Origin of the sequence: Lentzea atacamensis (assembly GCF_003269295.1) — a bacterium.
GTDB lineage: Bacteria > Actinomycetota > Actinomycetes > Mycobacteriales > Pseudonocardiaceae > Lentzea > Lentzea atacamensis.
In genome coordinates this window covers 1529705-1554893 of the sequence record NZ_QLTT01000001.1, presented here as the reverse complement: position 1 = coordinate 1554893, position 25189 = coordinate 1529705, and the positions used below count along the sequence as shown (strand labels likewise).

Annotated in this window: 21 protein-coding genes; 10 read left to right on the top strand and 11 right to left on the bottom strand. The window is 68.3% G+C overall.

Features of this window, described 5'->3' with window-relative positions; all coding sequences use genetic code 11:
• Nucleotides 1-55: 55 nt before the first annotated feature.
• Complete coding sequence (locus C8D87_RS07365) at nt 56-1132, top strand: MFS transporter (protein WP_109635924.1); 1077 nt, start codon at nt 56-58, stop codon at nt 1130-1132.
• Here the strand turns inward: C8D87_RS07365 and C8D87_RS07360 are convergent.
• Nucleotides 1051-1752: an LLM class flavin-dependent oxidoreductase gene (locus tag C8D87_RS07360; protein ID WP_325049629.1), complete on the bottom strand. Its 702-nt coding sequence runs from the start codon at nt 1750-1752 to the stop codon at nt 1051-1053. The genes C8D87_RS07365 and C8D87_RS07360 overlap by 82 nt on opposite strands.
• Before the next feature lie 4 nt (nt 1753-1756).
• Nucleotides 1757-2866, bottom strand: a complete 1110-nt coding sequence (locus C8D87_RS07355; RefSeq protein WP_112226007.1) for an MFS transporter — start codon at nt 2864-2866, stop codon at nt 1757-1759.
• 319 nt (nt 2867-3185) lie between these two features.
• Here C8D87_RS07355 and C8D87_RS07350 point away from each other — a divergent pair, with 319 nt between their 5' ends.
• Entirely contained in the window at nt 3186-4052 is an 867-nt protein-coding gene (locus C8D87_RS07350) for a bile acid:sodium symporter family protein (RefSeq protein WP_233439442.1), read from the top strand.
• 34 nt (nt 4053-4086) lie between these two features.
• The gene (locus C8D87_RS07345; RefSeq protein ID WP_112226006.1) at nt 4087-5529 is read left to right on the top strand and encodes a carboxylesterase/lipase family protein; all 1443 of its coding nucleotides are present in this window, start codon (nt 4087-4089) and stop codon (nt 5527-5529) included.
• On the opposite strand, the gene C8D87_RS07340 is transcribed toward C8D87_RS07345, so the two are convergent.
• The gene (locus tag C8D87_RS07340) at nt 5526-6974 is read right to left on the bottom strand and encodes a M28 family metallopeptidase (RefSeq protein ID WP_233441959.1); all 1449 of its coding nucleotides are present in this window, start codon (nt 6972-6974) and stop codon (nt 5526-5528) included. The two genes, C8D87_RS07345 and C8D87_RS07340, sit on opposite strands and share 4 nt — an antisense overlap.
• A 169-nt stretch (nt 6975-7143) precedes the next feature.
• Here C8D87_RS07340 and C8D87_RS07335 point away from each other — a divergent pair, with 169 nt between their 5' ends.
• Complete coding sequence (locus C8D87_RS07335) at nt 7144-7884, top strand: lipopolysaccharide core heptose(II) kinase RfaY (protein WP_170166340.1); 741 nt, start codon at nt 7144-7146, stop codon at nt 7882-7884.
• On the opposite strand, the gene C8D87_RS07330 is transcribed toward C8D87_RS07335, so the two are convergent.
• Both C8D87_RS07330 and C8D87_RS07325 read right to left on the bottom strand, forming a co-directional pair.
• Nucleotides 7801-8589, bottom strand: a complete 789-nt coding sequence (locus tag C8D87_RS07330) for an ABC transporter permease (protein ID WP_109635937.1) — start codon at nt 8587-8589, stop codon at nt 7801-7803. The two genes, C8D87_RS07335 and C8D87_RS07330, sit on opposite strands and share 84 nt — an antisense overlap.
• A complete protein-coding gene (locus C8D87_RS07325) occupies nt 8586-9524 on the bottom strand; it encodes an ATP-binding cassette domain-containing protein (protein WP_112226003.1) in 939 nt (312 codons plus the stop codon). The genes C8D87_RS07330 and C8D87_RS07325 overlap by 4 nt, the downstream gene beginning before the upstream one ends.
• 101 nt (nt 9525-9625) lie before the next feature.
• On the opposite strand from C8D87_RS07325, the gene C8D87_RS07320 reads away from it, so the two are divergent.
• Nucleotides 9626-10378 carry a TetR/AcrR family transcriptional regulator gene (locus C8D87_RS07320; RefSeq protein WP_170166339.1) on the top strand — a complete coding sequence of 251 codons (753 nt, stop codon included), beginning with the start codon at nt 9626-9628 and terminating at the stop codon, nt 10376-10378.
• A 206-nt stretch (nt 10379-10584) separates the two neighbouring features.
• Nucleotides 10585-11349 carry an anti-sigma factor family protein gene (locus tag C8D87_RS07315; RefSeq protein ID WP_109635946.1) on the top strand — a complete coding sequence of 255 codons (765 nt, stop codon included), beginning with the start codon at nt 10585-10587 and terminating at the stop codon, nt 11347-11349.
• Between the two features lie 62 nt (nt 11350-11411).
• Here the strand turns inward: C8D87_RS07315 and C8D87_RS07310 are convergent, their stop codons facing one another.
• The 4 genes from C8D87_RS07310 to C8D87_RS07295 are packed head-to-tail and all read right to left on the bottom strand — an operon-like array spanning nt 11412 to nt 16934.
• Nucleotides 11412-12845, bottom strand: a complete 1434-nt coding sequence (locus tag C8D87_RS07310; RefSeq protein ID WP_233441958.1) for a nickel/cobalt transporter — start codon at nt 12843-12845, stop codon at nt 11412-11414.
• Complete coding sequence (locus C8D87_RS07305; RefSeq protein WP_112226001.1) at nt 12842-14128, bottom strand: tetratricopeptide repeat protein; 1287 nt, start codon at nt 14126-14128, stop codon at nt 12842-12844. The genes C8D87_RS07310 and C8D87_RS07305 overlap by 4 nt, the downstream gene beginning before the upstream one ends.
• 8 nt (nt 14129-14136) lie before the next feature.
• On the bottom strand, nt 14137-15735 hold the full coding sequence (locus C8D87_RS07300) for a DUF4331 domain-containing protein (protein WP_109635959.1): 1599 nt from the start codon (nt 15733-15735) through the stop codon (nt 14137-14139).
• Between the two features lie 29 nt (nt 15736-15764).
• Nucleotides 15765-16934: a pyridoxal phosphate-dependent aminotransferase gene (locus C8D87_RS07295; protein ID WP_112226322.1), complete on the bottom strand. Its 1170-nt coding sequence runs from the start codon at nt 16932-16934 to the stop codon at nt 15765-15767.
• A 199-nt stretch (nt 16935-17133) separates the two neighbouring features.
• On the opposite strand from C8D87_RS07295, the gene C8D87_RS07290 reads away from it, so the two are divergent.
• From C8D87_RS07290 to C8D87_RS07275, 4 genes are all read left to right on the top strand, one after another.
• Entirely contained in the window at nt 17134-18441 is a 1308-nt protein-coding gene (locus C8D87_RS07290) for a hypothetical protein (RefSeq protein ID WP_233441957.1), read from the top strand.
• 76 nt (nt 18442-18517) lie between these two features.
• Entirely contained in the window at nt 18518-20569 is a 2052-nt protein-coding gene (locus C8D87_RS07285; RefSeq protein ID WP_109635964.1) for a DNA gyrase/topoisomerase IV subunit B, read from the top strand.
• Between the two features lie 23 nt (nt 20570-20592).
• Nucleotides 20593-23073, top strand: coding sequence for a DNA gyrase/topoisomerase IV subunit A (locus C8D87_RS07280; RefSeq protein WP_112225999.1), 2481 nt, complete (start codon nt 20593-20595; stop codon nt 23071-23073).
• Nucleotides 23074-23586, top strand: a complete 513-nt coding sequence (locus tag C8D87_RS07275; RefSeq protein WP_112225998.1) for a GNAT family N-acetyltransferase — start codon at nt 23074-23076, stop codon at nt 23584-23586.
• 1 nt (nt 23587) lies between these two features.
• On the opposite strand, the gene C8D87_RS07270 is transcribed toward C8D87_RS07275, so the two are convergent.
• Nucleotides 23588-24361 (bottom strand): MHYT domain-containing protein, encoded by a 774-nt coding sequence (locus C8D87_RS07270; RefSeq protein WP_170166338.1) that lies wholly within the window; start codon nt 24359-24361, stop codon nt 23588-23590.
• Between the two features lie 252 nt (nt 24362-24613).
• Entirely contained in the window at nt 24614-25165 is a 552-nt protein-coding gene (locus C8D87_RS07265; protein ID WP_170166337.1) for a DivIVA domain-containing protein, read from the bottom strand.
• Between the last annotated feature and the right edge of the window lie 24 nt (nt 25166-25189).

Genomic DNA, 25189 nt, shown 5'->3' with positions numbered 1-25189 from the left:
GGCGCTGACGGCTTAACCTTGTGCCATGCGACGACGACATTGATCTTCAACTGATCTGTCCCGAACCGCGACAGCGTTCGCGTGGTGTTCGCACCTCGTCCCGATCTACGCGCTGTACGCGTTGCTCTTCGCCGACAGCGGGCTGTCGGACGCCTCCATCTCCGTGCTGCTCGCGATCTGGTCGTTCACCGCGGTCGTGTTCGAGGTGCCGTCCGGTGCCATCGCCGACCGGTTCTCGCGACGGAGCTCGCTGGTCGCCGCCGGTGTGCTGCAAGCCGTCGCCCACGCGGCGTGGGTGCTGTTCCCGTCGTTCTGGGGTTTCGCCGTCGGTTTCGTGTTGTGGGGACTCGGCGGAACGCTGACCTCCGGTGCGTTCGAGGCCCTGCTGTACGACGGGCTGGCGGCCAACGGCGACGAGGAGCAGTACGGCCGGCTCAACGCGCGGGTCGACACCATCGAGCTGATCTCGCAGGTTCCCGTCGCGGTCATGGCCACCGCGTTGTTCTCGTACGGCGGCTACGAGCTGGCCGGCTGGGTTTCCGTCGTGATGTGCCTGCTTTCGTCGGTGATCGCGCTGCGGTTCCCGGAGCCTCCGCGTGAGTCAGAGGAGCACGAGAGCTACTTCGCGACGTTGCGCGCCGGTCTGCGGGCATCCGTGCCTATCAAGCGAGCCGTGATCGCGGTGGCGCTGGTGTACGCGATCGACGCGTTCGAGGAGTACTTCACGCTGCTGGCGCAGGACTGGCAGGTGCCGACGGTGTGGGTGCCGCTCGCGACGATCGGGGTGCCGTTGCTGGGCGCGGCCGGTGCGTCGCTCGGCGGGCGGCTGCCGTTCCGCGGCTGGGTGCTGTTCGCCTCGGGCGTGGCGCTGATCGCGGCCGCCGTGCTCGCCGTGCCGATGGCGATCGTCCTGCTGGGACTGTTCTACGGGCTGTACCGGTTCGTGCTGGTGCAGATCGAGACCGAGTTGCAGCACCGGATCGAGTCCGACGCCCGTGCCACGGTCACCTCCGTCGCCGCCATCGGATCGGAGTTCGTGGCGTTCGCGGTCTACGGGCTGTGGGTGCTCGGGTCCGCGGTGGCGGTCGGTGTGCTGATCCTGGTGGTGGCCCTGGTGATCTGGCGGAGGTGATCGGGGCTCTTCGCGTGGATCAGCAGCCGGTCGGGTTTGATGTCCAGCGCTTCGCCGAGGTCGTCGTCGTCGGCCAGCACGCCGAGTGTCGGGTTTCCGGCCCTTTCGCGGTACCTGGCGACGTGCTCGGTCTGGCCGGCGAACACGAAAAGCCCGTCGTCGTGTTCCGCCGCGAGGTCGGCGATCTCGGGGGAGCGGGTGCAGGCGTGCCAGATGTACGGCCTGTCGCGCCACAACTCGCGCAGCACGCCGTAGTTCTCGATCGTCAGCGGGAGGCTGTACTCGATCTCCTTGCCGAACCAGCCGAACACCTTCGCCGTGTTGCCGCGTCCCAGCACGAGGTCGGTTCTGCCCGGCGCGAGGTGGTGCAGGGTCGCGTAGTTGGCGGCGATTCTCGCGGGGTCGTTCGTGGTGATGAGCGTCGTGGCGGTGGAGAGCAGGATGGTGCTGGTCTTCGCCGCGATGTACGCCAGCAGCGTGGTGGGGGACGACGAGTTGTAGGGCGGGTTGTGGTGCTCGCCGACCGCGAAGACGTCGAAGCCCGCTTCCTCGGCCGCGACCGCCAGCGCGACCATCTCGGCGGGTTCCAGGTCGCCCGCGGTGAAGACGCCGATCTGCACTCGTTCAGTGTGCTCGGTGCAGCCTCAGCGTCCACAGACAGCCGGCCGCGGCCAGCGCGCCACCGGTGGCGAGCGCCGCCGGGATGCTCGCGTTCGCGACGACACCGAGCAGGATCGGGCCGCCGCCGAGCCCGATGTCGATGAACGCGCTGGCGGTCCCGGAGGCGGCGCCCCGCTGGTGCGGTTCGGCGGTGGCGAAGACTGCGGCGAAGAACGCCGGGGTGCTGAACGTGACGCCGAGACCCAGCACGACGCTGCCCGCGATGAGCGTGTGCGGGGTGGCGGTGAGGACCAGTCCAGCCGCGATGACGGCCAGGGCGACAGCGCCGAGTCTCAGCGGCGGCAGGCGGTCCGGGATCTTGGCGAACGCCGCCCTGGACACGACGACCGTGGCGCCGTAGAGGAAGAGCGGGAGGCTGGTGTTCTCCAGCCCCTCCTCCTGGGCGCGCAGTGCCGCGAACGCCAGGAAACCGCCGGCCGCAGCGAGCGAGGTGCAGAGCGCGATGCTCGGCGCGATGGCGGGGCGGTGGATCAGCTTGGTGTTCGTGGTGGTGGGTGTACCGGTTTCGCCGATGAACGCCGAGGCCGCGGTGGCCGCCAGGCAGAGGACTGCCGCTGTCATCCAGGCCGTGGGGAACGACCGTTGCGTGAGGACCTCGCCCAGCGGCGGGCCCGCGGCCAGGCCCAGGTAGAGGCCCAGCGAGTTGAGGCTCAACGCCTCGCCGAGGCGGTCCGGCGGGGCGATGTCGACCAGGGCGGCGAACGCGGCCACGAAGAAGGCGGCTTCGGCCACGCCCAGCAGGAGCCGCAGGGCGATGATCGTCGGGAGGTCGGCGGCCAGCGCGGTGAGGGCGAGGCTGGTGGCGGCCAGTGCGGTGCCGCCCAGCAGGAGCGGTCTGCGGCCGATGCGGTCGGTCAGGCGGCCGGCGAACGGGCGGAGCAGAAGGGCAGAGATGGCGAAGGCGCCGAACGCGAGGCCTGCGGCGGCGTTGGTGCTGTGCAGCGGGCCGGTGACGTAGAGGGGCAGGGCGTACACCGCGATGCCCATCGCGGTGAAGTAGCCCAGGTCGGCGGCGGTGAGGAGGGCGAAGCGCGGGGTCAGGAGGCGCGCCATCGGAACAGGGTGCGCCCGGTTCTGGGAATCCGCATGGCAACGCCGCTCCGCACGCCTGGGGGGCCGGGAGTGGAGGCGTGGCTCGGCTGTCGCATGACCTGGCTGCCGCACGACCCGGCTGCCGAACTGGCCACCTGCCGTGCATCCGCGCCGCCCCAGGCGTGCGGCCGCACAACCCACCAGTCGAATACCCTCGGCCCGCGAGGAGTACGAACACCTCGACGGCGGCGAACGGTTGCCTCCACCTGGCCGATTCCACCGGCGGGGGAGTAACGCCAGGATCTTCCGATCAGATCAAAGTCCACAAGCCGGACATTTCGTGGAGGCCGCCGTGGTCGTCGCCCAGATCTTCCTTCCGCTGGCCTTGGCCCTGGTCATGTTCGGGCTCGGTCTGACGCTCACCGTCGCCGACTTCGCCAGGGTCGCGAAGTACCCGAAGGCCGCGGTGATCGCGCTGGTCTGTCAGGTCGTCGTGCTGCCGGCGATCTGCCTCGGCCTCGTGCTCGCGTTCGGGCTGAAGGGGGTGCTGGCGGTCGGCATGATGCTGCTGGTCGCCTCGCCTGGCGGGACGTCGGCGAACCTCTTCAGTCACCTCGCGGGCGGGGACGTGGCGCTCAACATCACGCTCACGGCGATCAACTCGGTGCTCGCGGTGTTCACGCTGCCGGTCGTGGTGGGGCTGTCGATGGCGCACTTCATGGGTGACGAGGGTGCGGTCGGGCTGCAGCCGGCGAAGTTCGTGCAGGTGTTCGCGATCGTGCTGGTGCCGGTGGCGATCGGCATGTGGGTGCGCCGGCGGTTCGAGGCGTGGGCGCTCAAGATGGAGCGGGCCGTGCGGATCGCGTCGGTCGTGGTGCTGGTGCTGGTGATCCTGGCGGCGATCGCGTCGGCGTTCCAGCAGCTGGTCGACAACATCGGGACGCTGGGGCCGGTGGCGTTGCTGTTGTCGATCCTCAGCCTGCTCATCGGGTACTACGTGCCGCGGGCGTTCCGGGTCAACGAGAAGGAGGCCATCGCGTCGGCGATGGAGATCGGCATCCACAACGCCACGATCGCGATCACGTTGGCGCTGACGGTGCTCAACGACGAGACGATGGCGATTCCGCCCGCGGTCTACGGTGTGCTGATGTACCTGCCGGCAGCTGTGGCGGCGCGTTTGTTGTCCCGGAAGAAGCTGGCTGTCTAAAGCGGTTGCGCATGCAGTTAGGTTGATCAGCGACATGCGTTCAACCACAACCCTTTTGACAGCGGCCGTCTTCGTTGCCGCAAGCGCCGTTCCCGCCCATGCCGCGGGAACCACCGTCCGCACCGACACCGGATTCGTGTCGGGAACCATCACCAACGCCCAGCGCACCTTCCAGGGCATCCCCTTCGCCGCGCCGCCCACCGGTGAGAACCGCTGGCGCGATCCGCAGCCCGCGAAGCCCTGGCAGGGCGTCCGCCAAGCCACGCGGCCAGGGCCGCGTTGCGCGCAGGACGAAGGGCTCGGCAGCCCGGCCAGCGACGCCGAGGACTGCCTGTACCTCAACGTCACCACACCGCCCAACGCCGTGAACCGGCCGGTCATGGTCTGGATCCACGGCGGCAGCTTCACCAGCGGGGCCGGGTCCGACTACGGCGTGGACCAGTTGGTGCGCAACGGTTCTGTCGTCGTCACCATCAACTACCGGCTCGGCGCGTTCGGGTACTTCGGGTTCCCGGGCCTGGCGGGATCCGGTGCGTTCGGGCTGAAGGACCAGCAGAAGGCCCTCGAGTGGGTCCAGCGCAACATCAGGCAGTTCGGCGGCAACCCGCGCAACGTCACGCTCTTCGGGGCGTCGGCGGGCGGGCTGTCGACGTGCGCGCAGCTGACCTCGCCCAGGACGCGCGGCCTGTTCCACCGGGCGATCATCCAGAGTGGACCGTGCCAGCTGGGGATTCCGGCGGGGGAGAACCAGGTCCACCACACGTGGGCCGCTCGCGCGGACGTCGAACAGGCCGGCGCGAAGGCATCGCACGGCTGCACGGACATCGCGTGTCTGCGGCAGCTGAGCGTCCAGCAGGTCAAGGCGCTGACGCCGTTGTTCTCCGCGCCCGCGTACGACACGGAAGCGTTGCCGGACAACCCGATCACGGCGCTACGACAAGGTCGCTTCCACCGGATCCCCGTCCTCACCGGCACCACGCGCGATGAGCTGACGGTGTTCGTGGCGATGTACTACCCGCGGCTCGACGCCGGCGGGTACGAACAAGCCCTCGTCGAAGGCTTCGGGGCGGCCAAGGCGAAGCGGATCGTGGAGCACTACCCGCCGAAGGGCGGCGACGAGCGGGTGCAGCTCTCGAAGGCGCTCACCGCGATGACGTCGGCGTGCACGACCGACGAGCTCAGGAGCCAGACCAACGCGTTCGGTTATGAGTTCGCGGAGCCGGAGCCGCCGATGATCTTCCCCGGCATGCCGGAGTTCCCGTACGGCGCCTACCACGGCTCGGAGCTGCCGTTCCTGCTGAGGTACGGCGGCGCAACGCTCGGCGCCGGGCAGCGGAGGCTGTCCGACGAGATGGTCAGGGCGTGGACGCGGTTCGCGAGGACCGGACATCCCGGCTGGTCACGCCAGGATGTCCGGCTGTTCGCGACCGAGCAGGTCGCACCGGCGGACCACCGGTGCGACCTCTGGTCCTCCTAGGACAGCACGCCTCGCGGCGCGCGTCCGTGCGACTTGCCGGGCGCGCGCACGCCGTTCACCGTCGACGTGTCGAACGCGAACGTGATCACCGCGACCGCGATGGCGTCGGAGTTCGTGTCGAGGGCGAACAGGTTCAGGTTCGACCTGTCGTCGCACGGCTGGTGGTAGCACGGGTCGTAGGCGATGCCCGCGGTACCGCCGTAGCGGGCCTGCTGCTCGGGCGTCTTCACGCCTTCCGCGCCGGTGAACAGGCCGCCTGCGGGAATGTTGACGGCGATGAACGGGCCGTAGTCCGAGCGCCCGGAGAACTCGGTGTCCTCGGACGGCAGGCCGCGGTCGGCGTAGAACTTCTCGAACACGTCCTCGATCTCCGCCGAACCCGGCGGAATCGGGACCGGCGCGGTGCCGCTCGAGTCGTCACCGTCGTAGATGCCGAAGAAGTGGTTCGGCGAGCCGACCATGTCGAAGTTCAGGTACAGCGCGATCTTGTCCTGCTCCTCCTGCGACAGCGTGGCGATGTAGTGCTCGGACCCGAGCAGGCCCAGCTCCTCGGCACCCCACCACGCGAAGCGGACCTTGGCGTTGGTCTTGACCTTCGACATCTGGATCGCGGTCTCCAGCAACGCGCCCGAACCGCTGCCGTTGTCGTTGATGCCGGGTCCGTTCTGGACGCTGTCGAGGTGCGCGCCCGCCATCACGACGTTGTTCGCGTCGCCGTGCCGCGACTCCGCGAACACGTTCCACGCGGTGCGCGTGTCCGTGTTGACGTCGACCTTCACGCGGACTGTGGCGAACGGCATCGAGGCGAGCTGCTCGCCGACGGCGAACGTCGCCGACACGACCGGAATCGTCAGGCCCGTCGCGTCACCGGTCGGGAAGACGAGCCCGGTGCGGCCGGGCTGTCCCTCGTTGAACAGCACGACCGCCGACGCCCCCGCAGCCTGGGCGTTGAGCGCCTTGACGGTGAAGTTGCAGCTGCCGCGCTGGATCAGCGCGATGCTGCCGGCCGCGAACCCGGCGAAGTCGGCCGCCTCGCAGCCGCTCGAGCTCGTGTTGGCCGCCGGGCCGGGAGGCAGGACCAGGTCGACCGCCTGGAGAGGCCCGGTGACGTCCCCTTCCGCCCTGGGTACGAAGCCGGTGTAGGTGAAGTCGAGGTCCTTGCGGTACGAGATCGGGGCCGGCGCCAGTACGTCGAGCACCGAGTTGTCCTCGAGGTATTCGAACTGGAACTCCTGCACCGTCGGTGTGTAGCCGGCGGCGTTGAGCCGGTTGACCACGTAGTTCACCGACGCCTGGTATCCAGGACGTCCGGCCGCACGGTCGCCGTGGGTGTCGGCGATCGCCTGGAACGCGTCGAGGTGCCGGAGCACGTTGTTCAGCGTGACGGCCTTGGCAATCTTGGCCGGTGAGTTGTTGTTGGGATCAGCGAGTGCTTGGCTGGTCACGGCGAGTGGCAGTACCAGGGCCACTGTCGAGAGGAGCGCGAGACATCTGCGCCGAGTTCGTTGAACCATCGGTCTGCCTCCATGCGTACATCGCCGCCGAATGCATCCCCTGAGGTTTCTCGTCGTCCGATGTGTCCTGTGTTACACCTTTGCTACTGGAGGTGGGTGTTTGTTCCGGTTGCTGGAGACCGCCATCCGCATCGAACCCCTGAAAGGAGACGGTCTCACCAACGTCCTGCACCTCGTGACGCTGGCCGACGGGCGCAAGGCCGTGCTGCGGCAACCGAAGATCGCGCGCGACCTGCCGAAGTTCGTGGTGCCCGGCGCGCCGGAGGTCCTCGCGCACAACGGTCGCGGCGACGTGCTCGTCGAGTACGTCGAGGGCGTGACGCTGGCGGACGCGCTGCCGGTGTCCGACGAGCTCTGGCGGAGCATCGGCGAGGCGTTCCGGAAGGTCCACCGGGCCGGCCTGCTGCACAACGACGTGAACCTCTACAACATCATCGTCAGCGAGCACCGGGCCACGCTGATCGACTGGGACAACCCGGGCCAGGGCAACCCGCTCGACGAGCTCGCGGCGTTCGAGGAACACCTCTACCTGCACGGAACCGTGCTGCCGCAGGCGTTCTGGGCCGGCTACGGCCACACCCCGGACCTGAACCTGTTGCGCGTGCACCGGATCGCGGGCTGCATCGGATGGCTCGCGAGCGAGGACTGGCGGGAGTGGGAGGACGACCGGTCGCTGCGGCCGGAACTGCTGGAGAGGGTCCGGAACTGGCGGAAGCTGCTCGCGCAGTGGCTGGCCGACCAGCTCCGGACCGACCTCCTAGCGGCTGAGGTTGCGGTACTTCAGCACGGAAAGCGGCCAGAAGATCGCCACGAACAACGCGGGCCACAGCACGGCCAGTAGCAGCGAGTGCTGGGCCGCCCACGAGTCGCCGCCGACACCGGGGTTGCCGAACAGCTCCCGCGCCGCCGCCACCGTCGACGACAGCGGGTTCCACTCGGCCACCACGCGCAGCCAGCCCGGCATGAGCTCCGGCGAGACGAACGTGTTCGCGAACATCGTCAGCGGGAACAGGAACATCCACGACGCCTGCGCGGCCTCGGGTTTGACCAGCAGACCGAGGTAGATGCCGATCCACACCAGCGCGAACCGCAGCCACAGGAACAGTGCGAACGCCAGCAGCGCGTTGAACAGCCCGTCGTGGAACGACCAGCCGATCACCAGGCCGCACAACGCCAGCACCAGCAGCTCCAGCGAGGAGTTGACCAGGTCGGCGATGCTGCGCCCGGCCACCACGCCGGTCTGCGACATCGGCGAGGCGCGGAACCGGTCCGTCACGCCGCGATCGGCGTCCATCGACACCATCATCAGCGTGGTGCCGACGCCGAACGCGATGGTCTGACCGAACATGCCCGGCAGCAGGAACTCGATGTAGTCACCGCCGCCGAAGACGTTCATCGCGCTGCCGAACACCAGCCCGAAGATCAGCACCGAGATGATCGGGTAGGCCAGGTTCGCGAACACCCTGACCGGTTCGCGCAGCCAGTGGATCAGGTCGCGCTTGGCGACCACCCACGAGTCCACCACGGCAAACCTGACCGCGCTCACGCCCGCTCCTCTGCTTTGTGTCCGGTGATGGCAAGGAAAACCTCGTCCAGGGTTGGTCGCCGCAGTGCGATGTCCTCCGCTTCCACACCCTTGGCCGCCAGTGCCGACGTGATCCGCGTCAGCGCCGCCACCCGGTCGGCCACCGCCGCGCTCACCCTGAACCCGTCGGGATCGACCTCGGCGTCCGGCCCGAGCACGTCCCGGACGACCGGCAGCTCCTCGGAAGTGCGCACGACGACCTCGATCCGGTCACCGCCGAGCTTGGACTTGAGCTGGTCCGGAGTTCCCTGCGCGACCACCCGGCCGGTGTCGAGCACGACGATCTGGTCCGCCAGCTGGTCGGCCTCGTCCAGGTACTGGGTGGTGAGCAGGACCGTCGTCCCCTCGGCGACGACCCGCTTCACCTCCCGCCACACCTCGCCGCGGTTGCGCGGGTCGAGGCCGGTCGTCGGTTCGTCGAGGAACAGCACCGACGGCCGCATGATGAAGCTCGACGCCAGGTCGAGGCGACGCCGCATGCCGCCCGAGTAGTGCTTGGCCCGCTTGTCCGCCGCGTCGGTGAGGCCGAACTGCTCCAGCAGCTCGTCCGCGCGCGACTCCGCCTGGCGCCGCGAGAGGTGGTAGAGCCGCCCCCACATCACCAGGTTCTCCTTGCCGGTCAGCACGTCGTCGACCGTCGACTGCTGACCGTTCAACGCCACCTGCCTGCGCACCTGCGGCGCCTCCCGCGCCACGTCGAAGCCCGCCACCTCCGCGCGGCCGCCGTCCAGGCGCAGCAATGTGGCCAGGATGCGCACCGCGGTCGTCTTGCCCGCGCCGTTCGGGCCGAGCAGCCCGCACACCGTTCCGGCCGGCACGGCCAGGTCGAACCCGTCCAGCGCCGCCTTCTTGTCGTATCTCTTCCGCAGGCCTTCCGCGAGCACCGCGTGTCCCACGACTTCACCCCCGTGGCTTAACTGCTTACGTCGTACACTGGGTGTACGTTGTACACGGTTTTAGGATTCACATGCAAGCGAGTGGCGCAGAGGGGGCTTGGTTGAAGCAGAGCGACCGGGACCGGGCGGTCCGACTCCTGTGGGAGCCGCCGGCCGAGCCGACCAGGGGACCCAAGGCCGCGCTCAGCCAGTCGCGCGTGGTCGAGGCGGCCATGAAGGTGGCCGACGCCGAGGGTGTCGAGGCGCTGACCATGCGCCGGGTCGCCGAGACGCTGGGCTTCACCACGATGTCGCTGTACCGGCACGTGCCGGGCAAGTCCGAGCTGCTGGACCTGATGGTCGACGCGGCGTGGGGCGAGACCGCCTGCGTGCCGAAGGGGCCGTGGCGCGAGGGGCTGGAGTTCTACGCACGTCAGATGTGGCAGATGTACCGCGCACACCCGTGGATCCTGCAGCTCCCGCACTCGCGGCGAACCCCGGGCCCGCGCACGATGGCGAGCTTCGACGCGGCTCTCGCGGTGGTCTCCGAGCTGGGGTTGACGGCGGAGGAGATGGTCGCGGTGGTGACCGCCGTCGGTCATTTCGTCGACGGCGTCGGCCGGACGATGGCGGACCGGGTGAAGGCCGAGCGGGAGACCGGCATGACCGAGGAGGCCTGGTGGGACGGCCAGGACGCGCTGTGGGCGCACTTCACCCCCGAACGGCTGCCGATGATGACGCACATTTGGACCACGGGTGGGTTCGAACGGCCGCTGGACGAGTTCGAGTTCGGTCTCGCGCGGGTGCTGGACGGGCTCGCGGTGTTCATCGAGTCAGAGGATCGACCGCTGGTTCGTCGAGAGACGTGCCTGTAGCCATTCGAGACGACTTGAGCCGCCGATCGAGTGAAATGCGCAGCTCAGACAGCCCATGAACCGTAGTGGCGCGGTTACGTAATGCCATTGTTATGAGCAATCAGAATGAACTCGTTCGCGACCTGAACCAACCACTCCTATCTCCGCGTTTTCCCTTGTGACACCGTTTCGCCGCGGGGGTCGAATCGGGACGACGAGGAGGTCGTATGACAGCTGGCGCGCACGACGCGGTCACCCTTGGCTGCTACGCGCTCGGCGTTCTGGACGCGCACGAGAGTCTTGGCGTGGAGCAGCATCTGAGGGGCTGTCCGTCCTGCCGTGCGCAGGTCGCCGACTTCCATCGGATCCGCAAGGTGCTCGACGAGGTGCCTCGTGAGGCATTTCTGCACGAGCTCGAAGCCGACCTGCCCAAGCCGTCGGACCTGGTGCTGCAGCGTGCGCTGCGGCAGATCAGGAACGAGTCCGCCGTCCCGCAGCAGCGGGTCGCGGAGTCTCGTCCCAGAGCCAGTCCGCGGCCGGTGGAGGAACTACCCGAACCGCAGCACGCCAAGCCCCGGCGCTGGCCGGGCTACCTCGCCGCCGCGGCTGTCGCCGCGGTGGTCGCGTTCGGGGGTGGTGCTGTGTTCATGCAGAACCAGTCACCTGGATCGAGCACCGCCGCGTCCTACACGGGCGAGGCGACAGCGGCCGGCGGGATCAGGCTGGTGGCGGAGATGACGCAGTCGTCGCAGGACCGCTACCTGGTCAAGGCCGAGATCAACGGCCTGCCGGCCGCGCAGAGGTGCAAGCTGATCGTGGTCGGGACGGACGGCACGAAGACCGAGGCTCACGTCTGGACCTCGTCCGAGAAGGGCAGGGTCGAGGGTGCCAAGGTGTCGGGTCTGGTGAGTGTGCCGCCCGACCAGGTGAAGTCGGTCGTGGTCGAGAACGCCGAGGGCAAGACGTTCGTGGCGGCGAACCTGCAGAAGTAGGGGCAGAACGGACAAGGGCCCGGATTCCAGTGGAATCCGGGCCCTTCTTACATTGGTGTAATTCAGACAGCCTGCAATGTGAGCCATGCTCCCACCACGATCACCATCGCGGCTGTGCCGACGGGTGCGTAATGCGAGAGCACGCGGGTGGCACGGCCGTCCAGGACTTTCTCGATGCGTTCACGGGCTTTCACCAGCAGCAATCCGACAGCCGTGAGAGTCGCGGCCATGCCGAATCCGTAACCGAGGACCAGCAGGACGCCGAACCACGTTCGGCCCAAGGCCATGGCTCCGAGGAGAACGACGAGCGCGGAGGGTGACGGAACGAGGCCGTTGGCCGCGCCCATGCCGATCAGGCTTGCCCGGCTGTACCCGTGACCGTGCCCGGTTCCGTGCCCATGTCCGTGACCGTGCCCATGTCCGTGACCGTGCCCATGTCCGTGGCCGTGCCCGTGACCGTGGCCGACCCCGGCGAGGGCGAGCGCGGGTTCCCGGGTGGTGGCCGAGCGCAGCAGCATCACGCCGATCACCGTGATCAGCACACCGCTGACCAGCCCGAGCCAGCGCAGCACCTGCTCACCTGCCAGCGCCGACGAGGCACTGATGACCAGGCCGAGCACCAGGACGCCACCGGTGTGCGTGGCGGTCACCGAGGCACCGACGATGAACGCGTCCCTCGGCCTGCCCTGACGGCCGGCGAGGTACGCGGCGATGAGCGTCTTGCCGTGACCGGGCAACGCCGCGTGCGACGCGCCGAGCACCAGCGACAACAGCAGAGCGAGGAACCCGAGCCACGGCGTGAGGTCGTCGCTGCCCAGGATGTCGTTCAGGGCGGACGCGGTGACGCTCAACGACTGGATCGGGGAGCCGCCGGGAGCGCTGTCGGCCTGCTTCGGCTCGGACCCGCCGCCCGGCTCGGCGTTGAACGTGACGGACCGGACGTCCATCGGGTTGCTGAGCAGGTCCTCCGGATACGTCCTGAGCTCGTTGCTGATGCTCTCGGACGGAACCTTCGAGTCCGTCAGCCTGATCCCGGTGCCGGCAGCCGTGATCTCGCGCCAGCCGACCCGGTCGACGTTCGACTCGTCGCGGAACTCCAGCCGGGCCGGCCGGTCGAGGTCGACCCTGGCGGTGAACTCGCAGACCAGCCTGGTCGTGATGAGATCGGCCTGGCCCACCGGGTGTTCCTTGGTGGAACTGGCGAGCGTCCAGGTGATGCGCCGGCCGTCCACCGTGGACTGGTCGGTCCTGGAGACCTCGTCGCACCACTGCTTCGCGTCCCGGGCCTTCAGGTTCTCCTGCAGTGTCGGGATCTCCGCCACGTCGACCACGGATCTGAGGTCGATGCGGTCCGGGTGCAGGTGCAGGCCGTGGTAGTGGTTGACGCTGAAGTTGCCCAGCGGGTGCGCGGACGCTTCGCCGTTGATGAAGAAGATGCCCGCCAGCAGGAGAGCCAAGACCAGGACGGGCCGCACGACCCAGCTGGACAGGCTCACCTGCCGCCTCGCAGCTCGGCGAGCTTGCGGCCCGCCTTCAGCGCCTGCAGCGGGGAGAAGTTCGCGTTCAGCCGCAACGCCTGCACCAACGCCTCCTGGGCCTCGGCGACCCGGCCGAGCGCGGCGAGGATCATGCCGCGGTGGTAGGAGAACGTGGCGTTCTGCCAGCCCAGGGCGTTGGCCTTGTCCGAGTACTCCAGCGCTTCGGCGTCGCGGCCGTTCATGTGCAGCGCCCACGCCATCGCGTCGGCCACGAACACGCTCTGCCGCTTGCTCCACTCCGACTCCGCCCGGCGCAGCGCCTGCACGCCGTCGCCCCGGTCGGCGGCCACGAGAGCCGCGGCCAGATCGTCGGAAGCGCCCTGCGACTCCATCAGCCGCTGCTGCTCGGTCAGCACGTCGTACTGCCTGGCCGCCTCCTCCGGCTTGCCGCTGGCCTCCAGCAGCTCCGCGTACTCCTGCAGGTACTGGGGGAGGGGAGCGCGGGCCACGAGCTTGCGGTAGGCGTCGAGCGCCACCGGGGTCTCACCCCGTGCCGCCGCGACCTTCGCCTTGCCCTGAGTGAGAGTCATGTCGTCTCCTCTCGCCGCCAGTCCCTGCTCGTAGTGCTGCGCGGCTTCGTCGAGCCGGTTGTGGTCGAACGCGAGTTCGCCCAGCCGGTAGCGGCAGAACGCGATCTCCTCCGGCGTCGAGGCGGCGGTGAGCGCGCGCGTCATCGCGTCGCGGGCACCGTCGACGTCGCCGTGGAGCTCCAGGTGGAAGGAAGCGCGGGCGAACGATGCCGTGTTGGGCTTGAGGTCCAGCATCTTCTGCACCGCGTTCTGGGCACCCGCGTCGTCGCCGAGCTGCGTCAACGCGTCGGCCAGCACGCCGTACGCCTCCGCGGAGTGCGGAAGCGCGGCGATCGCCTTCGCCGCCCAGTCGCGGGCGGCGTGGAAGTCGTGGCGGGCGTTGGCCAGCGTGCCCATGCCGATGGCGGCCAGGCCCGTGTCGCCCGCGTTCTTCAGGGCGCCTTCGGCTTTCGCGTAGTACGCGGGATCGGCCGTGACGCGCGCCAGTTCCACATAGGACGCACCGAGCTGGGCCCACGACGCGGTGTCGTCGGGCACGCGGTGCAGTCGCTGCTGCAGCTGGTGCACCACGCGGTGCATGTGGTTCTGCTGCGCGACAACCGGAACGGGTTCGGATTGCGCGCCTCCGGCCCTGCTGTCGGCAGGACCGGAGGCGGCGAGGTGGACAAGCACCGCGGTGGCCAGGAGACCCACCGCGACCGCTTGCCTCATTTGGTACTTCACTTCGAGTGCGACCCGTACTTGCGGATCTGCTGCTGGCGCTTGCGGAACAACCAGAAGCCCGCACCGAACACGAACGCGGAACCGACCGCGGTGGTCATCGCCATCGGGTCCAGGCTGCCGATCTGGCCCACCGGGTTCACCGCGACGTTCGCCGTGTTGCCGTTGGCGTTGACGGCGGTGCCGTTGCGAGGCAGTGCCACGTACGGGAAGTTCGCCTCGAACGCCTGGTCGTTCGCGTCGACCTTGTCACCCGTGGCGAGCGCGTCGACGATCTTGCCGGACGCCGCGGCACCCTCCATCGCCTGGACGGCGATGTCCACCACGTCGTCGGCGAGACGGCGGCCGTTGGGGAAGCCCTGCGTGTCACCGGCGAGCAGGCCGAGACGGTTCGGGTTCGCGTTGGGGTTGATCGACATGTTCAGCCGCAGCATCTCGGCAGGGCGGAACCTGTTCTTGTCGACGTCCGCGTTGTTGATCTGCGAGTTCAGGTCGGCGTTGATCTGAGCGCCGATCTTGGTGCTGATGCCGGTCAGGAAGATCTCGGCCAGGTCGTCGCGCTGGCCCTTCGGCGCCGGGATCTTGTAGATGGCCTCGATCAGCTTCGGCAGCTCGGGGTTCACGACCCGGTCGACGAGCTCCTTGACACCGGCGTCCTGCTCGGGACGCAGGCCGTTGAACGCGTCCTTGAGGCCCGCGGGCGCCACGACCTCGTTCACCAGCGGGTTGCCCAGACGGGAGACCTGCACGAAGTCACCGACCGCCTCCGCCTTGCCGGGCGAGAGCTTCATCGTGCGGCGCTGCGTGGTGCTCCAGATGCCGATGTTCGGGTTGCGGTTCGCGTCGTTCTTCAGCGCGAGCGCCTGCTTGGGCAGCTGGATCGCGATGGTGTTGACGTTGTAGCCGCGCAGCGTGTCCTGGCCGACCTCGCTCAGGTTGCCGCCGTAGAGCAGGTCGAACACCCTCAGGTCGGCGAAGAACGCGTCCTCGGACGGGCCGACGTAGACCTTGCCGCCACCGGGGATCTGCACGATCGCCTGGTCGCGCAGCTTCTTGAAGTCCGGCATGGAAGCCGGGCCGTTGGGCGACGGCGCGACCGGGGCGTTGTTGGCGAGCTTGACCTTCTGGCCGTTCTCGTAGATCGCCTCCAGGTTGTAGCGCTGGCGGAACAGCAGGTTCTCGTCGTCCAGCGACTCGACGGCGCCGTTGGTGTAGAGGAACGTGTTGTTCTTGCGGCGGTCGTCGTTGTGGAACTGCCAGCGCAGGACGATGTCGGGCTTGGCGTCACCGTCGTTGTCGATGTTGAAGTCGTACTGCGCGTCCTGGGCGAACGGGAAGAAGTTGGGACCGCCGTTGGGTTCCTGGAAACCGGACCAGTTGCCGACCAGCGTCACGGTGTCCTTGTGGTCGGGACTGACGAAGGCGTAGAGGTCCGTGTTGTCCACGGCCGGGTCGCCCGCGATGAGCGGGGCCTCTCGGTGTGACGAGGCGGTGGCGTTGGTACCGCCGAACATGGCCGCGTTGAGCAGTGTGGCGGCCACCAGCGCGGCCGCAGCCACCTGGCCGCGCCGACCGCTGAGGACGTGCGGTGATGACATTTCCGGGTCTGCCTTTCGGTTTCTTGGACTCAGGCGCTGTGCATCAACAGCGACGGTTCGCTGGAGTGACTGGGGTGTTCGGTCGCCCACCTCGCTTGGGTGAAGTCGCGGATGCCTTCGACCAGCCGGTCGACGTCCCGCTCCGGCCGCACCACCAGGCGCGCGAAACGGCTGCTCATGCCGAGCTTGTTGCCGCACTCGCGGATGAAGACCTGGTGGCGGGACAGCAGGTGGTCGCGCAGCTCGCGGCCGTCGACCCCGCCGCCGAGCTTGACCAGCAGGAAGTTGGCCTGCGACGAGTACACGGTGAGATCGGGGATGCGCGACAGCTCCATGCCCATGCGGTAGCGGTCGCGGCTGAGCAGTCGCAGGCTCTCCGCGTACTCGCCCTCGTGCTCGGCCAGCATGAACACGACGGTTTCCGCGAGAGAGTTGAGATTCCACTTCGGCAGCGTCTGCCGCATCTTGCCGGCGAGCCCGGGGTTCGCGACCAGGTAGCCGAACCGGATGCCGTGCAGGCCGAAGTTCTTGCCGAGGCTCTTCAGCACGACCGCGTTGGGCCGGATGGACGCCTCCGCTGCGACGGACGGGTTGCGCTCGACCTCGACGAAGTCGATGAACGACTCGTCGATGACGATGAGGTCCAGGTCGGCGAGCTCGTCCATGAACCGGACGATCTCCCGGCGTGGCAGGTAGCCGCCGTCGGGGTTGTTCGGGTTGCAGAGGACCGCGACCCTGCTGCCGCGGGTGCGGATGAACTTGATGTACTCGTCGATGTCGAGCTCGAAGTTGTTGCTCTCCTGGAGCAGGAACATGTCGACCCGCTTGTTGCTCTCCATCGGCTGGTCTGTCCACCTGCCGAAGGTGGGGATCGGGATCGCGATGCTGTCGTGGATCCACATGTGGTCCATCCACGTGATGAGCTCGGTGGACCCGTTCGACATGGCGATCGTGGCCGGGTTGAGTCCCAGCACCGCGGAGAGCTGCTGAGCGATCTTGGACGAGTCGCTGGGGTAGAACTTCAGGATCGATTCGAGGTTCTTCGAGAGCTCCTCGAACATCTCCGGAGTCGGGAAGTACGGGTTGCACGGGATGCAGAAGTCGACGAGTTCCCCGGCACCGGTCCGCGTCAGCTCGAAGTAGGACGGGCTGTGCGCGGTCTGCTGGAAAAGACCCGCCGAGTCCACACCATGGCGCACGATCACTCCGTCCCGTCGTCCGTTGTTGACATCGGGGCATACGTGCCGGTGTTCATCCCGGTTCACGGGTCAATTTCGGGAAGGTCTCGACCGGGTCACGTACGCAACCCCGCGTACTCCGATGCATCGTCTCGTCGGACGCGCTTGCTCCCGGTGATCGAGAGGCTGTTACCGGTCTGATCGCCGAGAGGAGATTTCGATGCTGGGAAAGTTGCTGCTCGCGGTGTCGCTGATGATGCCGGTGGAGCCATCGCCGCTGACCGTCCACACCGGACAGACAGACGGCGCGGAGTATCGCGTCGAGGTGCCGTCCCGTTGGAACGGCACGCTTTTGCTGTACAGCCACGGCACCTATCCCGCCGGCTACAACCCGCCCGTCGAGATGGCGTCACGACCGGCGGCGCGGGACGAGCTGCTGGCCCGCGGCTACGCCCTCGCGGCCTCGAGGTACCGGGTGCCGCACGGCCACGCCGTACCGGACGCGCTGCGTGACCAGCCCGCGCTCGTGTCCTGGTTCAGCAGGGAGGTCGCGAAGCCCCGGCGGGTCATCGCGTGGGGATCGTCGCTGGGCGGCCTGACCTCGGTGATGCTGGGGGAGCGGTCGCGGTTCGACGGCGTCCTCGCCCTGTGCGGGGCGCTGGGCGGTGCCGTGATGCGCTCCAACCAGCTCCTCGACCTGGGCTTCGTGTTCCGCACCCTGCTGGAGCCCTCGCTGGAGCTCACCCGGATCACGGACGTCCCGGTGAACGAGAAACGGGCGGTCACGGCGATCGACTCCGCGTTGACGACCGCTCACGGACGGGCGCGGCTGGCTCTGGCGAACGCCGTCGCGGGTATCCCCGCCTGGTCCAGGGTGCACGAAACGCGGCCGACCGACGTCGTGACGGCCGTGACGCAGGCAGCCGTTCACGACCGAACGCTGGCGCGATCGCTCGCGTGGGGAAGCGGCCGGGCCGACATCGAGACCCGCGCCGGCGGCAACCCGAGCTGGAACACGGGTGTGGACTACCGGGTGCTGCTCGAACGGTCCGCCCAGAAGGACCTGGTGCGGGCGGCGTACCGAGACGCGGGAGTGCCGGTGGAAGAAGACCTGCGGGCACTCGCCGCGGCACCACGAGTGGAATCGGAGGCGAAGGCCGTGCGCTGGCTGCACGAGTACGGGGACCCGACCGGCCACGCGAAGGCACCCGTGGTGACGCTGCACGCACTCGGCGACCCGACCGGCGTGGAGCACGCAGGCGCGTACCGCGCGCGTGACGTCCGCCGGCTCTACGTCAACCGCGCCGGACATTGCATGCACACGGCGGCCGAAGAGCTCGTGGCCCTGCGTGTCCTGGAGCACCGGATCTCCTCCGGGCACTGGCCAGTCGCGGATCTGAACGGTCTGGCCGGTCAGTACGGCCCTGAGATGCGGGTACTCCAGGACTGGACCACGACTCCACCCCGCACGGAGATCGTGGCGCCGGGCTTTGTGACGCACCACCCAGGGCGGTTTCCACGTCCATGACGGGCGTCCTGCGAAGAATTGTCAGTGCGGGCGGATACCCTGCAGGCAGTCCGCACACAACCAGGGAGCTACACCCGTGACCGCAGAGACCCTGTACGGGGCCGACGACCTCACGCACCTCGAGGGTCTGGAGGCCGTCCGCAAGCGGCCAGGCATGTACATCGGGTCGACCGACAGCCGGGGCATCAACCACCTCTTCAGCGAGATCGTCGACAACTCGACGGACGAGGGCGTCGCAGGGCACGCGACCAAGGTCGTGGTCACCCTGCACGCCGACGGCAGCGTCCAGGTCGACGACGACGGCCGCGGCATCCCGACCGACGTGCACGCCAAGTCCGGTCTGTCCGGTGTGGAGCTGGTGCTGACCAAGCTGCACGCCGGCGGCAAGTTCGGCGGCTCCGGCTACAAGACCTCCGGCGGCCTGCACGGCGTCGGCGCCTCGGCCGTCAACGCGCTCTCCCACCGGTTCGACGTCACCGTGCGGCGTGGCGGCAAGGTGCACGAGATGTCGTTCGCCCACGGCGTTCCCGGCGTCTTCGACGGCCCGGGCCCCAAAGCGAAGTTCACGCGCCAGAACGGCCTGAACGTCGTCGGCAAGATGAAGCGCAACGAGTCGACCGGCACGTCGATCCGCTACTGGTACGACGCCCGCTACTTCGAGAACGGCGCCGCGCTCGACGTCGAGACCGTCCGCATGAAGCTGCGCAACACGGCCTTCCTCGTGCCGGGCGTCACCTACGTGCTGAAGACCGCGCTGGAAGACTCGATCTCCGAAGAGGTCTTCCACTATCCCAACGGTTTGACGGACATGGTCGAGTTCCTCGCACCGTCCGGCGACCGCGCGGTCTCGGGCACCCTGGTGATCACCGGCTCCGGCACCTACTTCGAGAACGCCGCCGACGAGAACGGCGTGATGCGGTCCAAAGTGGAGCGTCAGGCCGAGGTCGAGGTCGCACTCCGCTGGGGCACCGGCTACGAACGCACCGTCGAGTGCTTCACGAACACCATCCGCAACGTGCACGGCGGCACCCACCGCCGCGGCTTCGACCGCGCCGTGCTGAAGTCCGTGCAGGACGCCATCTCCAAGACCCGCGGGCTGTTGAAGCCCAAGGAGGAGATGCCGACCCTCGACGACGTGCTGGAGGGCATGACCGCGGTCATCCACGTCCGCATCCCGGAGCCGCAGTTCACCTCGCAGACCAAGGACGAGCTGTCCACCGCGGGCATCACCAAGGTCCTGCAGGGCATCGTCGACCAGCAGATCCGCGCCTGGACCGAGGACCGCAAGACCAAGGTCGAGGCCAAGACCGTGCTGCAGAAGGTCGTCGACGCCTCGCGCGTGCGGCTGACGCAGAAGCAGCAGAAGGACGCGGCGCGGCGGAAGACGGCGCTCGAGGGTGCGGCGATGCCGGCGAAGCTGGTCGACTGCCGCACGACGGGTGTTTCGCGCAGTGAGCTGTTCCTCGTGGAAGGCGACAGCGCCCTCGGCTCGGCCAGAATGGCTCGCGTCTCCGAGTACCAGGCGCTGCTTCCGTTGCGCGGCAAGATTCTCAACGTCCAGAAGGCCTCACTCGCGGACACCCTGCGCAACGCCGAGATCGCTTCCATCGTCCAGGTGCTCGGCGCCGGCACGGGCCGCACGTTCGACATCTCGCAGATGCGGTACGGCCGCGTGATCCTGATGGCCGACGCGGACGTCGACGGCAGCCACATCCGCACGTTGCTGATCACGTTGTTCGCCAAGTACATGCGGCCGGTGATCGAGGACGGACGGCTCTACGCCGCCATGCCGCCGCTGCACAAGGTGATGACCCGCGGGCGCAACCCCGAAACGCACTTCACCTTCACCCAGCGCCAGATGGAGCAGAAGGTCGCGCAGCTGGAGAAGGCGGGCAAGCAGGTCGTCACGCCGGTGCCGCGGTTCAAGGGCCTGGGCGAGATGGACGCGGACGAGTTGTGGGAGACCACGATGAACCCGGCCACCCGCTCGGTCCGCCGCATCACCATGGACGACGTCGACGCCGCCGAGACCGCGCTGGAACTGCTGATGGGCGAGAAGGTCGAGCCGCGCCGCAACTGGCTCGTCGAGTCCGCCGCACGGGTCGACCAGTCCGCCATCGACCTCTAAGCCCGAAGAGAAAGAGTTACCAAGTGGCACGCCGCAAGGGACCCACGACCAAGGTCGACCCCGCCGCGTTCGACCGGGCCGGTGCGAAGGTTCTCGACAACTCGCTGAAGACCGAGATCGAGGACTCGTACCTGGAGTACGCGTACTCGGTCATCCATTCGCGGGCACTGCCGGACGCGCGGGACGGCCTCAAGCCGGTGCACCGCCGCATCCTGTACTCGATGCACGAGCAGGGGTACCGGCCGAGCCACGCGTACGTGAAGTCCGCCCGTGTCACGGGGGACTGCATGGGCAAGTACCATCCTCACGGCGATAGCGCGATCTACGACGCGTTGGTCCGTCTCGCGCAGGACTTCAGCCTCAACGAACCGCTCATTGACGGTCATGGCAACTTCGGATCACCGGACGACGGGCCGGCCGCGGCGCGCTACACCGAGTGCCGCATGTCGCCGGTCGCCATGCAGCTCGTCGGTGAGCTGAACGAGGAGACCGTCGACTTCCGGCCGAACTACGACGGTTCGCTGGAGGAGCCGTCGGTGCTGCCGGCGGCGTTCCCGAACCTGCTGGTCAACGGCACGTCCGGCATTGCGGTCGGCATGGCGACGAACATGATCCCGCACAACCTGCGCGAGGTCGTCGGGGCGGCGCGGTGGCTGATCACGCACCCGGACGCGAGCCTCGACAAGCTCATGGAGTTCGTGCCGGGGCCCGACCTGCCTACCGGCGGCATGCTGCTGGGGCTCGACGAGGTCAGGAAGGCCTACGAGACCGGGCGCGGTGTGGTCAGGATGCGCGCGAAGGTCGAGATCGGCCTGCTCGAGGGCAGCAGGGGGCGGCAGGCGATCACGGTCACGCAGCTGCCGTACGGCGTGGGTGCGGAGCGGATCGTCGAGAAGATCACCGACGAGGTCAACAAGTCCAAGCGGCTCACCGGCATCGCGGACGTCAAGGACCTCACCGACCGTGAGAACGGCATCCGGCTCGTCATCGAGTGCAAGGTCGGCGTCAACCCGCAGGCGCTGCTCGCCGACCTCTACCGGCTGACGCCGATGGAGCAGTCGTTCGGCATCAACAACCTGGTGCTGGTCGACGGGCAGCCGCAGACGCTCGGCCTCAAGGAGCTGCTGGAGGTCTTCCTCAAGCACCGGTACGAGGTCGTCACGCGGCGTACGAAGTTCCGGCGCCGCAAGCGTGAGGAGCGGCTGCACCTGGTCGAGGGTCTGCTGAAGGCCCTGCTCGACATCGACAAGGTCATCAAGCTGATCCGGGGCAGCGAGAACGCCGCTGCCGCCAAGGACGGCCTGATGAAGCAGTTCAAGCTGTCGGAGATCCAGGCCTCGTACATCCTCGACACGCCGCTGCGTCGTCTCACCAGGTACGACAAGCTCGAGCTGGAGAACGAGCAGGACAAGCTCACCAAGGAGATCGCGGAGCTGACCGCGATCCTCGAGGACGAGAGCGTGCTGAAGAAGCTCGTGTCGACCGAGCTCGCGGCGGTGGCCAAGGAGCTCGGCGGGGACCGCAGGACCAGCCTCATCGACGGTGACCTCAAGGAGGTGCTGGCGGCGTCCAAGCCCGCAGGGCCGCTGGAGGTCGCGGACGACCCGTGCCAGGTCATCCTCAGCGCCACCGGGCTCGTCGCGCGCACCGCGGCCGAGTCGGAGGAGGTGTCCGAGGGCAAGCGGCGGGCGGGCCGGGTGAAGCACGACGCCGTGTCGGCGGTGGTGCACTCCACGGCGCGTGGCCAGGTAATCCTGATCACGAACCTGGGCCGCGCGTTCAAGACCGACGTGCTGCCGTTGCCGGTGCTGCCTGAGCAGAGCGGCACGGTGAGTCTGCGCGGCGGCATGGCGGCCAGTGAGCTGGTGCCGCTGGACAAGGGCGAGAAGGTCGTCGGCATCGCGCCGCTCGACCCGAAGGAGTCTCCGGGTATCGCGCTCGGCACGAAGCTCGGCACGGTCAAGGTGTGCTCGCCGGAGTGGCCGGTGCGGTCGGACGAGTTCGAGGTCATCACGCTCAAGGACGGCGACGAGGTCGTCGGTGCCACGTGGCTCACGGACGGCAGCGAGACGCTTGCTTTCGTCAGCAGTGACTCCTCGTTGCTGCGCTACGACGCGAAGCTGGTGCGGCCGCAGGGCCTCAAGGGTGGCGGCATGGCCGGTATCAACCTGAGCGGCGACGCGCACGTGGTGTTCTTCGGGGCGATCCGCACGGACGACGACGAGCACGGTGAGCCGATGGTCGTCACCTCGTCGGGGCAGAGCGTCAAGGTCACGCCGTTCAGCGAGTACCCGGCGAAGGGCCGTGCCACGGGCGGTGTGCGGTCGCAGCGGTTCCTCAAGGGCGAGTCGCGCCTCGTGCTGGCGTGGATCGGCAGCAGGCCTGCCGGTGCGGACGACAAGGGCACGCCGGTCGAGCTGCCCGCCGTCGACCCGCGGCGCGACGGCTCGGGTCACGCGCACCCCGGTCCGGACGTCATCGGGCACTTGATCGAGAGGGACTAGTTGTTCGTCAGGTTTGTCGCCGGCGAGGCGGAGGCGTTGGCCGACTTCCTCGCCGGCGAGCCCTGGCCGTTTCACGTCCAGGCGCGGGTCGACCGGGCTGACGTGCTCAAGCGCGTCGCCGAGAACCACTACGACGAGACGTACTGGATCGAGGTCGACGGCGAACGCGCCGGGATCGTGCGGCTCTTCGACCTCGAGGACGAGACGCCGATGTTCGACCTGCGGATCAGCGCGCGGCACCGCGGGAAGGGCCTCGGCCGGGCAGTCGTGCGGTGGCTGACCGACCGGCTCTTCAGCGAGTTCCCGCACGTCGAGCGCATCGAGGGCACGACGAGGCAGGACAACGCGGCGATGCGGCGGGTGTTCCGGCGCTGCGGGTACGTGAAGGAAGCGCACTACCGCAGGGCGTGGCCGGACGCGTCCGGCCACCGCCACGACTCCGTGGGCTACGCGATCATCCGGCGTGACTGGCAGACCGGTGAGACCACCGTGCCGGACTTCCACGACGAATGAGTCAGCGCTGGCCGAGCCGGCGTGACTCGGTCCGTTGCAGCACCCGCTCGAGCACCTCGGCTTCTTCTCGCCGTTCCTCGTCGGGCGACGTGAGGGCGAGCAGGAAGGTGATGATCACGCTGAACCCGGCGCCGGCGATGATCAGCGACATGATCAGCTCCTCGGAGTTCCCCGTGATGATCGCGGCGCGCTGGTCGACCGTGACGCTCATGGCGTGCATGCCGGTGTAGTGCATGCCGGTGACGGCGAGTCCCATGACCAGGGAGGCGCCGAGGACGGTGAGCGGGCCGGTGACCTCTCTCGTGAACCACAGCGCGACGATCGAGGCGACGACGGCGATCGCGACGGAGAGTGCCACGATGCCGGGGTTGTAGGTGATCTCGGCATTGATCACGATCGCCGACATGCCGGTGTAGTGCATCGCGGCGACGCCGAGGCCGGTGACCAGTCCGCCGGCTGCCAGTGGCCAGAAGCGCTCGTCGCCGTCGTGCCTGAGGGCCACGACCAGTCCGATGGCGACGACCACGATGGCCACCACCATGCTCAGCAACGTGACGGGGATGTCGTAGGCGACGTTCGCGCCCATCCAGGTGCCGAGCATCGCGGTGAAGTGCATGCCCCAGATACCCAGCCCGCCGATCGACACCGCGGCCACCGCCAGCCACCCGTTCCGTGACGCCCCCGTCGCGTTGCGGGCGCGTTCACTCGACAACAGGCCGAGAGCGGAGCCCACGAACGCGATGAGATAGGCGGTGATCGGTGTGACTGTCCCCATGTCCATAGGAGAAGGAAACATTCCGTCTCAATGGAATGCAAGACCCATTTTGGACGAATAGGACTGTTGAATAGGTGGAACCGGGCGGAGATTCTTCGGGTATCTCCGCCCGGTCTTCTTCATCGAATCAGGCGCTGGTGGAGCGCTCCGATCTGTGCTGCTCAGCGCTCTGAAGCGCAGGACAGAACTCAATTTCGCATCAGCGCTGCGAAAGGTGTGACCTGCGCGTTGAAATCTGGGCGCAGGGGCCCGCTAATCGACCCTGGCGCTCTGCACCTTCGCCTCCGCGATGATGCGTTCGGCTTCGTCGAGGGCGACGTTGCGCAGTTCCGCGAGGGCTCGCATCGCTTCCGCGCGGCGGGCCGACATGGCGAGCCGGAAGTCCTCGCGGATCTCCTCGCGCTTGTTCGCTGCCTCCTCGTCGAGCTTGCGGGCGCGCTGCTCCGCCTCTCCGACGATCATCAGCGCCTTGAGCTGGGCGTCCCTGATGACCTCACAGCGTTCCTCCTCGGCCAGGGCGACCATGCGGGCGAGCCGTTCCGGCAGGCCCTTCGGGTCGATCGGGGTCAGGCAGATGCGGTGCAGGCCGTCCTGAAGGGCGGCGTTCTCCTCCTGGACGGACATCAACCTGCTGGCCAGGGCATCGGCACGGGCTTCTGACGCGTCCCGGTCCGCAGTCACCAGGCGAAGCTCCGCTTCCAGTTCGGCGACGTAGTCGTCCACCTCGTCGCGGTCGTAACCGCGCCAGCGCAACCCGAACCACGTGCGCAGCGGTACGAGCTCAGTCCTGCTCTCCACACTCACTTGCCGTCTCCTCTGCCTCCCGCG

Coding starts and splice junctions, on each gene's coding strand:
- C8D87_RS07270 (WP_170166338.1), bottom strand. CDS start 24,361: ATGGGGACAGTCACACCGATCACCGCCTATCTCATCGCGTTCGTGGGC.
- C8D87_RS07300 (WP_109635959.1), bottom strand. CDS start 15,735: ATGTCATCACCGCACGTCCTCAGCGGTCGGCGCGGCCAGGTGGCTGCG.
- C8D87_RS07345 (WP_112226006.1), top strand. CDS start 4,087: ATGCGTTCAACCACAACCCTTTTGACAGCGGCCGTCTTCGTTGCCGCA.
- C8D87_RS07290 (WP_233441957.1), top strand. CDS start 17,134: ATGCTGGGAAAGTTGCTGCTCGCGGTGTCGCTGATGATGCCGGTGGAG.
- C8D87_RS07315 (WP_109635946.1), top strand. CDS start 10,585: ATGACAGCTGGCGCGCACGACGCGGTCACCCTTGGCTGCTACGCGCTC.
- C8D87_RS07355 (WP_112226007.1), bottom strand. CDS start 2,866: ATGGCGCGCCTCCTGACCCCGCGCTTCGCCCTCCTCACCGCCGCCGAC.
- C8D87_RS07305 (WP_112226001.1), bottom strand. CDS start 14,128: ATGAGGCAAGCGGTCGCGGTGGGTCTCCTGGCCACCGCGGTGCTTGTC.